The organism is Streptococcus sp. 23.2, from assembly GCF_016648665.1.
GTDB classification, from domain to species: domain Bacteria; phylum Bacillota; class Bacilli; order Lactobacillales; family Streptococcaceae; genus Streptococcus; species Streptococcus salivarius_E.
In genome coordinates this window covers 58,030-72,210 of the sequence record NZ_JACLQJ010000005.1, presented here as the reverse complement: position 1 = coordinate 72,210, position 14,181 = coordinate 58,030, and the positions used below count along the sequence as shown (strand labels likewise).

Here is a 14,181-nt window from a genome sequence, read left to right as displayed (position 1 = left end):
CTTTTTTATTGGAAAAAATACTGATAAGATGGTAAACTAAAGAGGATATTATATAAAAAAAGGTATCGAAAATTAGAATGTTAAAACATAAAAACGTCCTGGTATTTTTAGGACAAACCTTGCTTTATTTCGCCATTTTTATGGCCCTAATTTATCTCTACAATTACCTAGGACAAGGTCAAGGTAATTTTATCTATAACGAATTTTAGGAAGAATAATGACGAATACAAAAATTAAAGATATGATTGAAACGATTGAGCAGTTTGCTCAATCACAACCTGACTTTCCTGTTTACAATATTTTAGGGGAAGTTCACACTTACGGCGACTTGAAGGCTGACTCAGATAGCTTGGCAGCTAAGATTGATAGTCTTGATATTCCAGAAAAATCACCTGTTGTGGTTTATGGCGGTCAAGAGTATGAAATGTTGGCAACTTTTGTCGCTTTGACTAAATCTGGTCACGCTTATATTCCAATTGACAGTCACTCAGCTCTTGAGCGCGTGACGGCTATCGTTGAAGTAGCAGAGCCTAGTCTGATTATTGCTATTAATGACTTCCCACTTGAGGATGTCCAAGCTCCAATCCTAACATTGGATCAAGTGACAACAGCTTTTGAAAGCAAGACTAGCTACGAAGTGACTCATCCTGTTAAGGGGGATGATACTTATTACATCATCTTCACATCAGGAACTACAGGTAAGCCTAAAGGGGTACAAATTTCACACAATAATCTCCTTAGTTTCACTAACTGGATGATTACGGACAAGGAATTTGCGACTCCAAAACGTCCTCAAATGCTGGCTCAACCACCTTATTCATTTGACCTATCGGTAATGTACTGGGCACCAACATTGGCACTTGGAGGAACACTCTATGCGCTTCCTTCAGCTATTACACAGGACTTCAAGAAGCTCTTTGAAACGATCTTCTCACTTCCAATTGCTATTTGGACATCAACACCATCTTTTGCAGATATGGCAATGTTGTCTGAAGACTTCAATGCAGAGAAGATGCCAGAAATTACGCATTTCTATTTTGATGGAGAAGAGTTGACTGTCAAGACTGCTCAAAAGCTTCGCCAACGTTTCCCAGAAGCACGTATTATCAATGCTTACGGACCAACTGAAGCAACTGTCGCCTTATCAGCAGTAGCAGTAACTGATGAGATGCTGGCTAACCTTAAGCGTTTGCCGATTGGTTATACCAAGGAAGATTCACCGACTTATATTATCGATGAGGATGGCAATATCCTTCCAAATGGTCAACAGGGTGAAATCATCGTATCAGGACCAGCAGTTTCAAAAGGATATATGAACAATCCTGAAAAGACTGCGGAAGCCTTCTTCGAGTTTAATGGCCTTCCTGCTTACCATACTGGTGATGTAGGAACGATGACTGATGAAGGTCTCCTTCTTTACGGCGGTCGTATGGACTTCCAGATTAAATTTAATGGTTTCCGTATTGAGTTAGAGGATGTTTCACAAAACCTTAATAAGTCTAAGTATATTGATTCAGCAGTGGCTGTGCCACGTTACAATAAAGACCATAAGGTTCAGAATCTCTTGGCTTATGTGATTCTTAAGGATGGTGTTCGTGAGCAGTTTGAACGTGAAATTGATATCACCAAGGCGATTAAGGCTGACTTAGAAGATATCATGATGTCTTATATGATGCCTACTAAATTCCTCTATCGTGAGAGCTTGCCTTTAACACCAAATGGGAAAATTGATATCAAGGGTCTTATCAGTGAGGTTAACAACCGATGATTGACTTCTTGAAACAGCTCCCCCATTTAGAAGCCTACGGTAACCCCTTCTATTTTATCTATCTTGGATTAGCTCTATTGCCAATCTTTGTGGGTCTCTTCTATAAAAAGCGTTTTGCGATTTATGAATGTTTGGTCAGTCTAGCCTTTATTGTTCTCGCTCTGACAGGAACACATGCTAGCCAATTACTAGCCTTACTTTTCTATATCGTTTGGCAAATCATCTGGGTTTATTCCTACAAACATTACCGCAGTAAAAAGGACAATAAATGGGTTTTCTATTTACACTCATTTCTAGTAGTCCTTCCCTTGATTTTTGTTAAGGTAGAGCCTGCGATAAATGGTACTCAGTCACTCTTAAACTTTCTTGGTATTTCTTACTTGACCTTCCGATCAGTTGGTATGATTATCGAGATGCGGGATGGTGTCTTAAAAGAGTTTACACTTGGAGAATTCCTCCGATTCATGCTCTTTATGCCAACCTTTACGAGTGGTCCTATTGATCGCTTCAAACGCTTTAACGAAGATTACCAAGCGATTCCTGAGAGAGATGAGTTGATGAATATGTTGGAGCAAGCTGTCAAGTATATTATGCTCGGTTTTCTCTATAAATTTGTCTTGGCTCAAATTTTTGGAAGTATGCTTTTACCTTCACTGAAAACACAAGCTTTAGCTCAAGGTGGTATCTTTAATTTACCAACACTTGGTGTCATGTATGTTTTCGGTTTTGATCTCTTCTTTGACTTTGCGGGTTACTCGATGTTTGCCTTGGCAGCATCAAACCTTATGGGGATAAAGAGCCCAATCAACTTTGACAAACCTTTCATCTCACGAGACTTGAAAGAATTTTGGAATCGTTGGCATATGAGCTTGTCTTTCTGGTTCCGTGACTTTGTCTTTATGCGTTTGGTTATGGTTTTGATGCGAAATAAAGTTTTCAAAAATCGTAACACGACGTCAAATGTGGCCTATGTCATTAATATGATGGTTATGGGATTCTGGCATGGGGTTACTTGGTACTACATTGCTTACGGTATTTTCCATGGTATTGGTCTAGGACTTAATGATGCCTGGTTGCGCAAGAAGAAGACCATTAATAAAGAACGTAAGAAAGCTGGTCTTGAGCCACTTCCTGAAAATAGATGGACGAAGGCTTTGGGAATCTTTATTACATTTAACACTGTTATGTTGTCATTCTTGATTTTCTCTGGATTCTTGAATGACCTCTGGTTCACTAAAAAATAAGTAAAGGAATTATAAAAATGGATGTAAAATCAGAAGTTATTGAAATTATTGATGAACTCTTCATGGAAGATGTTTCTGACATGATGGACGAAGATCTTTTCGATGCTGGTGTTCTCGATTCAATGGGAACAGTTGAGCTAATCGTTGAATTGGAATCACGTTTCGATATTCGTGTACCAGTTTCAGAATTTGGTCGTGATGACTGGAACACAGCTAATAAGATTGTTGAAGGGGTAACGGAGCTTCGCAATGCTTAAGCGTTTATGGCAGATTTTTGGTCCAGTAATTTGTGCCTTGGTCTTGGTAGTGGTAGTTATATATGCCTACCCACAAGGCAGAAAACATAGTTATGTGGCTGAAAAACGTAGTGCAGTAACACTGACAAATGAAAACTTTAAGAGTCGGATGAACAAAACTACAGCTCTTTCAGATAAGAAGCATCGATTTGTCCCTTTCTTTGGGTCAAGTGAGTGGTTGCGTTTTGATGCTCTTCATCCAGCTGTTTTAGCTGAAAAGTACGACCGTAACTATCGCCCATACTTTATTGGACAACGTGGTGCTGCATCTCTAAACCAATATTTGGGAATGCAACAAATCCTTCCAGAATTACAAAACGGCACAGCTGTGTACGTCTTGTCTCCACAATGGTTTACTAAAAAGGGGTATAATTCTGCAGCTTTTCAGCAGTTCTACAATAACGACCAACTTAGTAGTTTCTTAAGTGAAACTCAGACGGATGCAAATTCTCAGTATGCAGCTCAACGTATCTTAGAGATGAAGCCTGAGATTACTATGAAATCTCAACTTTCTAAAGTGGCTAAGGGGCAAGAGTTAAATTCACTTGATAAGACTTATATTCAATTTATGGCAGAGCTTAATAAGCGAGAAGATGCCTTGTTTAGTCCTTTAGCAGCATCAAGTAACGCTAATTACGAGAAGAAAGTTCTTCCTTATCTTAAAGAGTTGCCAGACAAGCTCTCTTATGAGGCACTTGATCAGGTTGCTGTAAGAGATGCAGAAGCTCATACTAAGTCAAACGACTTTGGTATCGATGACCGTTTCTATAAGAAACGTTTGTCTAAGAAGATTGGTAAACTTAAAGGTTTCCAGAAAAATCTTTCTTATGAAGTTTCACAAGAATACGGTGACCTACAGTTGGTGCTAAATCAATTTGCTAAGTCAAATACTAATGTCATTTTTGTCATCCCACCTGTTAATAGCAAGTGGATGGCTTATACGGGACTTAGTCAAGAAATGTATGATGCTACGGTTTCTAAAATCCGTTATCAATTGGAAAGTCAAGGCTTTACCAATATTGCAGACTTCTCAAAAGATGGAGATCAACCTTACTTTATGCAAGACACCATTCATATGGGATGGAAAGGGTGGGTAGCCTTTGACAAGGCTGTTGATCCATTTGTAAGTAATCCAACACCTGCACCTAGCTATAACTTGAACGACCGCTTTTATAGTAAGGATTGGGCAGGTTATACAGGGACTCCTAGTCAGTTTAAGTAGTGTTACTTAATAAAAAATCAGGATATAACAAAAAGGCTTTAATAAGCCTTTTATTGTTGCTTCTATTAAAAAAGTCACTAGTTAAATACTAGTGACTTTATGTAATTAGAGAAGGAGTATTTGAATTATACACACTAATTATAATTAGATTTTCGTACTCCATAAATGGTTGCTAGGTTAACCATTTTTTTGGCCCATTTGATATGAGTTTTTACTTCATTCATTTTATTTCCCATATGACCTTTTGTAACACCAACCAGAGTTTCATCCATACCAAGTATTTTGAGAGCATCCTCGTAATTTTCTTCGCTAATAACTAGACTTTCAAGAACAGCCTGAAGTTGCGAGGGATGTATACATGTTTTTCCAATAAACCCATTAAGTTGATCCAACACAATTTCATTTTTTAAGCCTGTTAACCATGCTGGAGTTTCCTTAAAATCTGAGTCGTTAGAACCAAAATATTCCCAGACAGGTGCGGAACAGACATAATCTTTACCAAAGATATTAATAATATCCCCTAAACAGTCCTCAATAACTTGAACCATATGAATCGTTTGACTAATGGTGCGGCGAATACCGAAAAGATTTGAAAAATCTGTTGCACCAACCCTTATATTAAGAATGTAATGTTGAACAGGCTTTAGTGTCTGGTAAAGTGCTTCTAATTCTTCAATTCTGCCTTTTTTATTCATTATGGCTTCAGTTTCAAAAATAGGCATGAAATAAAGATTCTCTTGGCTTAGGTGTTGAACTTCATGAAATGCAGTAAGGTAATCTTGAGCACAACTTGTATCAAATTTAGGGAGATTAAAGCCAGTTACTAAATTTAGTAACTGTTTACCTAACTTTGTTCCAAAATCTTTAAGCTGTTGTGAAGATCTTATACGAATAAAAATTAATGGTAATTCTTGTACAGTGATTTCACCAGATGCAAGCATAGATTTTAATTGTTGCAAACAAGATAAAATATTTAACTCAGCCTGTTGCACAGTATTATCACCAATGGCATCTTCTAGATCAATACAGATTGAGGCTTCTGTTGTTTTAAGTATGGAATATAGAAGTTTTTCGTGTGTAGCAGGAATATATAAAAGTGGGCCAACAGCATACTGTAGTAATTCTTTTTGAGTATTTTTTGAAAAATCTTGAGGGGACTTTTTATATTCAAGGTTGTTCATTTTGTACTTCATTGTAACTCCTCTTACACAGAATAATCTAGAACAAGCTGAAGAATTTTTTCTGCGCCAACTAAACCTTCTGGGACGATGGTATATTTTTCTTTATCATCTAACAGATGATAAATTTCACTTTGATTAGGAATACATCTTACATTGCCAAGAGGTAAAAAGGTTTGATCCATTTTACCATCACCTGCAGTTATCACAAAGTCCTCTTCTAATTTCTCTTTTAGAAAGAGTAGAGCATTCCCTTTTGATATCTTTTTAGGGATAATATAGAGTTTGAGTCCTTGAATAGTATGTGTCCACTCAGTTCCCTCTAGTTCTCTAGTCATAGCTTCATCGATGTAATTGATGATAGTTTTATCGTCAGAAATCTTTGTAAAAAAGAAGATATCATCAATAAGAACAGGTTCTTTTGTTAAGTGTGTCTTATACTGATTTAAAAGTTTAAGTATGTTTGTATATTGATCCTCTAAACGGCGACATATTGAGTCAACGTGTTTCTCCCATTCTGGTAGAGGCTCTCCGTTATGGAGAATAATACCTCCATTTGCAACAACAGCATAAGGAAGATTTTGAACTGGCTGTACACGCTTAAATTGCGCGTAAGAACGTGTTGTAATTGGGATGAGTTGAATACTTGGATTATTTTTTATTTTATTAATCAGTTCTATACTTAAATGCGACATATATGAAATTTCTTTATCATCTAGTATTTCAATGCATTTAACTTGACTAGCATTATCGACGAATTTTGATGAATGAATAATTGTGCGATCTAAGTCGGTTGCAAAAATCATAAGACACCTTCCTATTTTTAAAAAGAGGATTAGGAATAAAACCTAATCCTCTGTATTATTTTATAAGTTACTTAGTCTTTAGTCAACTAGTTACTTATTCTTTGTAAGAGCCTTGCGGATAAAATCTGCAGGGATAATCAAAACTGCGATAAGAAGAGCAACGATATAGTGTTCAACATCCATTGGAACGGTACTAAATACTTTACCACCGAATTGAATAATCAAGGTTTGAACGACAGCAATAGAAATCATTACAATTGAGAATTTCTTGTTTTCGCCGATATGTTCAAAAACATTGAATCCATTACTACGTGTGTTAAGTGAGTTGAAGATGACAGCATAGATAAACACTGTAAATGTGAATGTTGTTACCATTTCAAAGTTGCCAGTTCCATTTGTGATAAAGTCTTGGATACCACCAACATTTTTAAGAATGGCTAAACATACAAGAGTAATGAAGACGCTGGCTACACCAATAGCAGATTTCATATATCCAGTAAGGATGTTTGCCTTCTTAGGAACTGGTTTTTCATTCATATAACGGTCTAGCGTAGGCTCTTCACCAAATGCAAGGGCAGCAAGTGTATCCATGATAAGGTTAATCCAGAGAATTTGGATAATTGTAAATGGCTCTTTGAGACCCAAAAGTGGTGAGAGAAGTGACATGGCAATAGTCGTCACGTTTACGGTTAACTGGAAGATAATGAATTTACTTACTGACTTACTCATAGTACGTCCATAGAGGACGGCTTTTTCAATCGAAGTCAATGAGTTATTCAAGATAACGATATCTGAAGCTTCACGTGCGACTTCAGTACCATCACCCATTGAGAATCCGACATCAGCTGATTTAAGGGCAGGTGAGTCATTGACCCCATCACCTGTCATACCAGCGACCATATCAAGGTCTTGAGCTGCCTCAATAAGACGTTTTTTATCCATTGGAAGGGCACGACTTACCACTTTTAAGTGAGGCAATTGTTGTTTAAGTTCTTGATCTGAGAGGGCAGAGAGTTCATCGTGAGTAAGGACAAGGTCATTTTCTCCAGTGACGATACCGGCTTCTTTAGCGATAGCAACAGCGGTTTCTTTACGGTCACCAGTTACCATAACTACTTGAACACCCGCACGGTTCATTGTTTCAACAGTTTGTTTAATTGAAGAACGAACGTTATCACGGATACATACGATACCAATCAAGACTTTATCATTACCATCTGTATTTAGGATAGCAAGCAAACGCATTGAACGGTTAGCTTGTTCCAATGACAATTCTTGGAAACGAGCTTTAATATCATCTGTAAAGTTTTGTTTATTACCATCTTTATCAAGATAGTAGTAGCAGTCATTTAGGATGAATTCTGGAGCACCTTTGATGTAAGTTTTTCCGTCCTTAGTCGTTACACTTGCGAATTTTGTTGCTGAGTTGAATTGTTGCTTCTCAGTAATTTTATTCGTATCGAAATCAAGTTGAGAACGACCAATAAGGAAATCAAGAAGTGCACGGTCAGTGGCGTTACTACCAACAGCACTGCCATCAGCTACCATGGCATCGTTGTTAAGACCGATACCATTAATCATTTCAGCTTTAAGGCTATCTGACATTGTGTCAAAATCAGGTGCATCAGTTTCACCAGTAGCCGCATAAAGTGTTCCATCAGCAAGGAAAAAGTCAACTACAGATAGTTTACCTTCTGTGATGGTACCAGTTTTATCACTGAAGAGGATATTCATGTATCCGGCTGTTTCAATGGTATCAGGATGGCGAACCAAGATATTTTGTGCTAAAAGTCGACCTGAGTTCATTGAAGAAACGAGTGCCAACATCATTGGTAGACCTTCTGGAACAGCCATGATGATGATTGTAACCGCAAAGAGAATCGTTTCAATGATAAGAAGGAAGATTGAACCACCATTGAGGTTATTAGCCTTATTAAGTGCAATAAAGCCTAAAACAAGGTTGATTACTGAATATGCAGCACCCGCACTATAACCGAGGACACCGATGTTTCCAGCAAGCTTGTTGAGTTTTTCTTTGGATGGTGAATCTTTACTATCTTCTTGAAGAGAAGTATTGATGCTTCCTAGAACGGTATTATCACCAATTTGTGTAGCTTCCATAACGGCTTCACCTGAAGTAACAACTGTACCACGGAAGACTTTGAGCTCTGTAAAGAGGTCGGAAGAGTCTGGCTCTGCTTGATCACCAAGAGGAAGTTTTTTAGCATCTTCACTTTCACCATTAAGGACAGCTTGGTTTACTTTTAACTCACCTTCCAAGATGATACCATCAACTGGAATCTTGTCCCCTGATTGAAGGAGAATTTGATCACCTTTTACAATATCATCAACGAGAATTTCTTTAAGTTTACCATCACGATAAACTTTAGCATTAGTTTTCGAAGCCTCTTCTTGAAGAGTGTTGAATTTTTGCTCATTTCGGTATTGTGAGACTGCTGAGAATCCTGTAGACATCAAAATGGCGAAAATTAGTGAGATAGCCTCGTACCAATTAGCTTCACCAATAGAAGGGAAAATCATTCCAACAAAGTTGAAGATGATTTTTAATCCTAAGGCAGCCAAGAGGATAAGAATCCATTGATCTTGGAAGGCTTCGATAAAGATTGAGAGGAGCGAGTTAGCCTCTTTACTAGAAAGCCTATTATCGCCATGGGCGTTTTTACTTGCTTGAACTTCAGCAGAAGTCAAGCCTTTAAATTTTTTCATTTAAGGTTTGTATCCTTTCTAGAAATATTCTTTAGAGAATTAATACTTTCTGGGGTGATTTTAGTAAAAATAAGTATCTTGATAACTAAAGAATTCTATTATTAACTGAAGAGAGCTGCGATTCCATTAAGGTCAGCTTGTTTTCCTTGACCAATAGCGTGAAATGCCCAGCTAGCACCATTACGTACTAATTCGGCAAATACAACAGCTGTATCAGTAGAGTAGTCATCTTTTAATTGGAATTTACATAGTTCAGAACCAGTATCCTTATTCACAAGTCGTACGTATGAGTTATTTACCATACCAAATGTTTGACGACGTGCGAGTGCTTGGTCAATGGTTACAGCACAGACAATCTTATTAACTGTTGGTGAGACAGCTTGAAGATTTAGAGTGATGGTTTCGTCATCACCTTCGCCTGCACCGGTACGATTATCCCCGTTTAATTGAATACCATTTGCTACTGGATTATTGTAGAAGACAACGTCAGAAGCAGAAGTAATCTTACCTGCTTCATTTAATAAGAAAACAGAGATGTCTAAATCGAAGTCGACACCACTTACAGCAATATCCCAACCAGCACATAAATCAACATTATTGAGGCTAGGTGCAGCTTTGGCAAGGTCTAGGACCGTATTTTTTTCGAGATTTAGTGAGATTCCAGATTGTGTAGGTGTGACTTCAGTTGGTGTTGAAACTTCTCCACCCAAACTTGTAAAATTAATAGCCATTTTTCTTCTTCCTTTACATTAAATTATTGATATGCTTTTGCGAGTTCACCAATAGATGCTTTGAAATAATCACCTACGGCTTTAAATGTCCAACCGTTATCAGTACGGTTCAACTCAGCAAATTTAACTGCAGTTGCATTACCACCGTCTTCTGTAAGGTTGAAACGAACCAATTCACGTTCTGGACGTTGTGATTCATCAACTAAACGAACATATGCATTACGTACTTGACCAAAGTTTTGTTTACGTTCTTTACCAGAGTAAATGACAACCGCAACAACAATTTGTTTGACATCTGATGAGACTTGATTAAAGTTTACGAACATATTTTCGTCGTCACCATCACCTGCTCCAGTAAGGTTATCGTGATCCAAGTGGATACCTTGAGAGGATTTATCACCATAATAGACAACATTTGTAGCTTTTTGAGTTAGACGACCTGATTCATCTATGAGAAAAGCTACAAGGTCAAGGTCAAAATCTGAACCAAATAATTTTGTTTGTACATCCCAACCAGCAGAAACTCGAATATTCTCTAAAGTAGACTGTGTCTTAGAAAGATTCAAGAAATCGTTCTTTTGGAGATTAAGGATACCTGACTTATTAAGGTCAAGGCTTACTTCACGTCCTTGACTTTGTGAAGATTGAGAAAGAGTCTCAAAAGTCGGTGCTGGCGCTTCAGGCCCATTGTTTGTTGGTGTGTTTGAATTGTTTCCAAGTAGTTTATCAAAAAGTCCCATAATAGTTTCCTTTCCTAAGTGTATTACATATAGCGAGACAAAAGTCCATTGAGGTCAGCAATTGTTCCCTCACCAATAGCTTCAAATTGCCAACCGTTTGGTCCACGGTTTAAGGAACAGGCTGTAACAGCAGTATCTGCAGAATAGTTATCGGTTAACTGATAACGGCAAATTTCAGCATCATTATTATCTGCATCAAGCAAGCGAACAAAAGCATTTTTGATCATACCAAAAGTTTGCTTTTTGCTAACGGCTTCAAAAATTGTCATGAAGAAGATAATACGAGTGATTCGTGGTTCGATGGCATCTAAATTAATTTGGATACGTTCATCATCACCGTCACCTTCACCAGTACGGTTATCTCCTTCGAGTCGAATTCCAGGAGCAGACATATTGTTAAAGAAGATGACGTCTTGTGGAACTTGTGTCACACGTCCACTATCTTCAATAAGAAAAGCTGCCAAATCAAGGTCTGCAGTGGGTCCAGCAACGGCCATATCCCAACCACCACCTAGAACACAGTTCTTGAGTGCTGGTGCTTGTTTAGTAAGGTCAAGCACATTACCTTTTGATAAATTAAGTGATGGTTGCGAACCATTATTAAGTCTTGTGAAATCCATAATAATTTCCCTCCATATAATTAATGCGCGCTAATAAACCCTTTTTCAGCCATATCCGCCTTCATATTTTCCAACTCAACGGAATCAGTCTTGCGTTTCTCAGCAATTTGTTGACTAATTTGTTTGGTTTCATCGATACCTTTTTTGATTGTTTCATAGGTTGATCGTAGGGTTTCAATCTGCACCGCACTACCACCAGCCATACGAGCAATATTTACAGACTGAGTTGCTGTATTTTGAGCGTTACGTAGTAGAAGCTCATTCGTTTTTTCATCTAATTGACTGATTGATTTCGCTTGGATTTCTTGTCGTTTTAGTTGAATAGCCTGTACTAAACATTGTTTGAAAATTGGCAAGGTGATAATAAATGATGAATTAATCTTACGCATAAGATTAAAGTTGGCCATCTGCATCGTCTGTATCATGGGACAAGTTTGCATTGCAACATTTTCAGCAATCTGCAAGTCATAAGTACGCTGGTTTAGCATATCCTTAATCATTTGTAGTTTCTGTTGTTGAGTCTGCTTTTCTTGTTCAGTAAGATCGGTTCGTTGCATCATTTGTGCTTGATAAGCTTCGATTTCTTCTTGAGCGAGCTCTCCAGCTACGATATACTTCTCGAGTTCTTCATAATATGCAACATTAGTACGATATTGTTTTTCAAGATCTTCTTGTGTTTGATGAATTTGAGATTCATATTGTTTTAAAATCACATAAATCTTGTCAACTTCTTTTCCCATATCTTCATATTTGGCAAACAATTTATCAATGGAATTTTTAATCTTGCCAAATAACTTTTGAAGCATAGATGCGTTTTCTGGATTTTCGAGCTCTTTGATGTCGAACTTATCCATAATCTTTGTAAGTTGTGTCAGCATACGAGAGGCTTCTTCAGTATTAACGCGTTGCATCGAAGACAGTAGCATATCTGAAGTTTGAGAGATTCCCTCGCTAGGTTTTTGACCAAATGCAAGGATGGAATTAACATTTGTGATATCTATTTCATTGGTTAGATTTTGAACCTCTGGAAGAGCTCGCAGACGTTGCTTATAAGCAACATTGTCTGTTAAGACTTCTGGTTGTGTCATCTGCATCTCATTTGTAGGTGATCCGGTCGTAGTAGCACCGAATTCTCCGGTATTAATAGCCATTGATAGTCTCCTTAACTAAAAAATTTACTAAAAAAGTTCTGCTTCCTCTGTTTGTATTTTAAATCTGATAGTCGACGCTCATAGTTTATTTTATCTAAACGGATGGAATTAAAGTAATCACTTTGAATATAACTATTTAAGTTAGATAAACCAGCTGGTGAAAAGATGACAATATCAAATCCAATTTTATTAAGGTAAGCAATTAAATAAGCCTGACGTTTTGAAATTTGTTCTTCCTCTTCTAGAAAAATAACTAGTTTGGGAATATCGTTGGTAAAATCGAAACTGTCAATAGTTCTGATGATTTTTTTATCTAACATTAATATCATCATAGCAAAGTCCAAAATTTCTTCTTTGGAAGAAATCGGTTTTTTAAAGAAACGATGGTCATCAATAGTCTCATTGATTTTTGAAAGGATGAATTTTTCAGTTTCATCATTATATGATGAATAACGATAGAAAGGCAACTTCATGATTTCTTCTATATCAAATTTACCATTGCTTAGTTGACAAAATGTCAATTGAAACTTATCGGATTCTTCAACACCTGGACTAATGAGATTGAAGTTAGCTGTTGAGGATAGAAATAGACTATTTGGATGCTCTATACAGGTTTTAATGAGGTTTGCATATTCGTCTGAATTCTTATATTCACCTTCAATGTCAAAGAAGAAACTAGGAACATAGACGGTTTTCCCTTGTGTTTTAAAGCCTTGTCTGAGTTTTGCTGGGGCTTTCCAGTTTTGTTCAAGATCGATTAAGGTACCATTGAAAAAAATTGGAGAAGTCGTACCATTACGAAATTGCCAAGGACGATAGATACCTGAATTTGAGAATAGCTCTTTTTCAATTTGCTCTTCCAATTCTAAAGTAATTGAGCGATTTTCTTCAATGATATGACCTTCAGAGGCTCGTTGAAGAAAACTTTGAATGGGTAATATTTGTGAATTCTTATGTTTTTTACAGAGCTTATCTGAGTCGATTTCTTTCCAGTACTCGCACTCTCGCAATGGATTAATATAAATAACATCAAACCCCATTATAAAGAGGAGCATTAGAAAATAAATATCATGACGCGAAATATCACCATAGTAGAAGCAATGGTTTGCATGAAAATCTAATTCAGAATAATCTAAGTTCTGTATATATAAGTGAGCATAAAGTAATAGTTTACAGATAAAGTTGTTTTTAACACTATCGTTTAAAAATTTTTCTTGTCTTATGGCAAGATTGACGACGTATTCAAAAGCATTTAAAAAAACGTGATTCAAATCAGAGTTCTCAAAAAGAGTGATATCTTGCTTTGAGAGTTGTGTCACATCCATATTAGCAAGTTCATTTTTTATAGCATTAATGAAGTCGAAATCTACATCTAGGAGAATCTCACCATCAAAAAAGATAGTATGGTGAGGATCAGCCTGAATTTTTGAATAAATCGTTGCAAGGACATCGTTATATTTCCCTTGATTTTCCACACCGATGTAGGAAGTGAAGACGGGGTTAAATTGTGGACGAATGCCCTTTCTTTCCGATTTTCTTCTCCAAAGTTCAAATGGAATCTGTTGGAGGCTTAGACTCATTTAGTCACCCCCTTCCGGCACAATGAGTCTTTTCCCAAATAAGCTATATCTTTATATAGAACTTATTCAAGATACTACTATTCTATGTATTCATTAAAGCGGTGTCAAGATAAAACGC

The 14,181-nt window shown here is 37.0% G+C and carries 13 protein-coding genes; 5 read left to right on the top strand and 8 right to left on the bottom strand.

All coding sequences use genetic code 11. The features are described from left to right. Nucleotides 1-77: 77 nt before the first annotated feature. Genes H7T98_RS04290 through dltD form a run of 5 tightly spaced genes read left to right on the top strand, consistent with a single transcriptional unit; the run spans nt 78 to nt 4,530 of the window. Complete coding sequence (locus tag H7T98_RS04290) at nt 78-209, top strand: teichoic acid D-Ala incorporation-associated protein DltX (RefSeq protein WP_002885174.1); 132 nt, start codon at nt 78-80, stop codon at nt 207-209. Between the two features lie 8 nt (nt 210-217). Further along, nucleotides 218-1,768 carry a D-alanine--poly(phosphoribitol) ligase subunit DltA gene (dltA, locus tag H7T98_RS04285; RefSeq protein ID WP_004182015.1) on the top strand — a complete coding sequence of 517 codons (1,551 nt, stop codon included), beginning with the start codon at nt 218-220 and terminating at the stop codon, nt 1,766-1,768. Then, complete coding sequence (dltB, locus tag H7T98_RS04280) at nt 1,765-3,012, top strand: D-alanyl-lipoteichoic acid biosynthesis protein DltB (RefSeq protein WP_073689331.1); 1,248 nt, start codon at nt 1,765-1,767, stop codon at nt 3,010-3,012. The genes dltA and dltB overlap by 4 nt, the downstream gene beginning before the upstream one ends. Nucleotides 3,013-3,029: 17 nt before the next feature. Further along, nucleotides 3,030-3,269, top strand: coding sequence for a D-alanine--poly(phosphoribitol) ligase subunit DltC (dltC, locus tag H7T98_RS04275; protein ID WP_002891149.1), 240 nt, complete (start codon nt 3,030-3,032; stop codon nt 3,267-3,269). Next, nucleotides 3,262-4,530, top strand: a complete 1,269-nt coding sequence (gene dltD / locus H7T98_RS04270; protein ID WP_073689332.1) for a D-alanyl-lipoteichoic acid biosynthesis protein DltD — start codon at nt 3,262-3,264, stop codon at nt 4,528-4,530. Before dltC ends, dltD begins: the two co-directional genes overlap by 8 nt. A gap of 134 nt (nt 4,531-4,664) precedes the next feature. Here the strand turns inward: dltD and H7T98_RS04265 are convergent, their stop codons facing one another. The 8 genes from H7T98_RS04265 to H7T98_RS04230 form a co-directional block, all read right to left on the bottom strand. Then, the gene (locus H7T98_RS04265; RefSeq protein WP_073690086.1) at nt 4,665-5,723 is read right to left on the bottom strand and encodes an HpcH/HpaI aldolase/citrate lyase family protein; all 1,059 of its coding nucleotides are present in this window, start codon (nt 5,721-5,723) and stop codon (nt 4,665-4,667) included. Nucleotides 5,724-5,734: 11 nt separating this feature from the next. Then, entirely contained in the window at nt 5,735-6,514 is a 780-nt protein-coding gene (locus H7T98_RS04260) for an HAD family hydrolase (protein WP_073690087.1), read from the bottom strand. Between the two features lie 90 nt (nt 6,515-6,604). Beyond that, nucleotides 6,605-9,241: a calcium-translocating P-type ATPase, PMCA-type gene (locus H7T98_RS04255; RefSeq protein ID WP_110981463.1), complete on the bottom strand. Its 2,637-nt coding sequence runs from the start codon at nt 9,239-9,241 to the stop codon at nt 6,605-6,607. A gap of 101 nt (nt 9,242-9,342) precedes the next feature. Then, complete coding sequence (locus H7T98_RS04250) at nt 9,343-9,972, bottom strand: TerD family protein (RefSeq protein WP_048790426.1); 630 nt, start codon at nt 9,970-9,972, stop codon at nt 9,343-9,345. A 23-nt stretch (nt 9,973-9,995) separates the two neighbouring features. Further along, nucleotides 9,996-10,712, bottom strand: coding sequence for a TerD family protein (locus tag H7T98_RS04245; RefSeq protein ID WP_110981462.1), 717 nt, complete (start codon nt 10,710-10,712; stop codon nt 9,996-9,998). Between the two features lie 23 nt (nt 10,713-10,735). Next, nucleotides 10,736-11,332 (bottom strand): TerD family protein, encoded by a 597-nt coding sequence (locus tag H7T98_RS04240; RefSeq protein ID WP_070656036.1) that lies wholly within the window; start codon nt 11,330-11,332, stop codon nt 10,736-10,738. A gap of 20 nt (nt 11,333-11,352) precedes the next feature. After that, nucleotides 11,353-12,483, bottom strand: coding sequence for a toxic anion resistance protein (locus H7T98_RS04235; protein ID WP_048790423.1), 1,131 nt, complete (start codon nt 12,481-12,483; stop codon nt 11,353-11,355). 11 nt (nt 12,484-12,494) lie between these two features. After that, nucleotides 12,495-14,063 carry a YceG family protein gene (locus H7T98_RS04230; protein WP_073690007.1) on the bottom strand — a complete coding sequence of 523 codons (1,569 nt, stop codon included), beginning with the start codon at nt 14,061-14,063 and terminating at the stop codon, nt 12,495-12,497. Nucleotides 14,064-14,181: the final 118 nt, after the last annotated feature.

Bases quoted from the DNA above. Each gene is read 5' to 3' on its own strand.
- dltD (WP_073689332.1), top strand. From the start codon at position 3,262: ATGCTTAAGCGTTTATGGCAGATTTTTGGTCCAGTAATTTGTGCCTTG.
- H7T98_RS04235 (WP_048790423.1), bottom strand. From the start codon at position 12,483: ATGGCTATTAATACCGGAGAATTCGGTGCTACTACGACCGGATCACCT.
- dltA (WP_004182015.1), top strand. From the start codon at position 218: ATGACGAATACAAAAATTAAAGATATGATTGAAACGATTGAGCAGTTT.
- H7T98_RS04250 (WP_048790426.1), bottom strand. From the start codon at position 9,972: ATGGCTATTAATTTTACAAGTTTGGGTGGAGAAGTTTCAACACCAACT.
- H7T98_RS04255 (WP_110981463.1), bottom strand. From the start codon at position 9,241: ATGAAAAAATTTAAAGGCTTGACTTCTGCTGAAGTTCAAGCAAGTAAA.
- H7T98_RS04260 (WP_073690087.1), bottom strand. From the start codon at position 6,514: ATGATTTTTGCAACCGACTTAGATCGCACAATTATTCATTCATCAAAA.
- H7T98_RS04230 (WP_073690007.1), bottom strand. From the start codon at position 14,063: ATGAGTCTAAGCCTCCAACAGATTCCATTTGAACTTTGGAGAAGAAAA.
- H7T98_RS04290 (WP_002885174.1), top strand. From the start codon at position 78: ATGTTAAAACATAAAAACGTCCTGGTATTTTTAGGACAAACCTTGCTT.
- H7T98_RS04265 (WP_073690086.1), bottom strand. From the start codon at position 5,723: ATGAAGTACAAAATGAACAACCTTGAATATAAAAAGTCCCCTCAAGAT.
- H7T98_RS04240 (WP_070656036.1), bottom strand. From the start codon at position 11,332: ATGGATTTCACAAGACTTAATAATGGTTCGCAACCATCACTTAATTTA.
- dltB (WP_073689331.1), top strand. From the start codon at position 1,765: ATGATTGACTTCTTGAAACAGCTCCCCCATTTAGAAGCCTACGGTAAC.
- H7T98_RS04245 (WP_110981462.1), bottom strand. From the start codon at position 10,712: ATGGGACTTTTTGATAAACTACTTGGAAACAATTCAAACACACCAACA.
- dltC (WP_002891149.1), top strand. From the start codon at position 3,030: ATGGATGTAAAATCAGAAGTTATTGAAATTATTGATGAACTCTTCATG.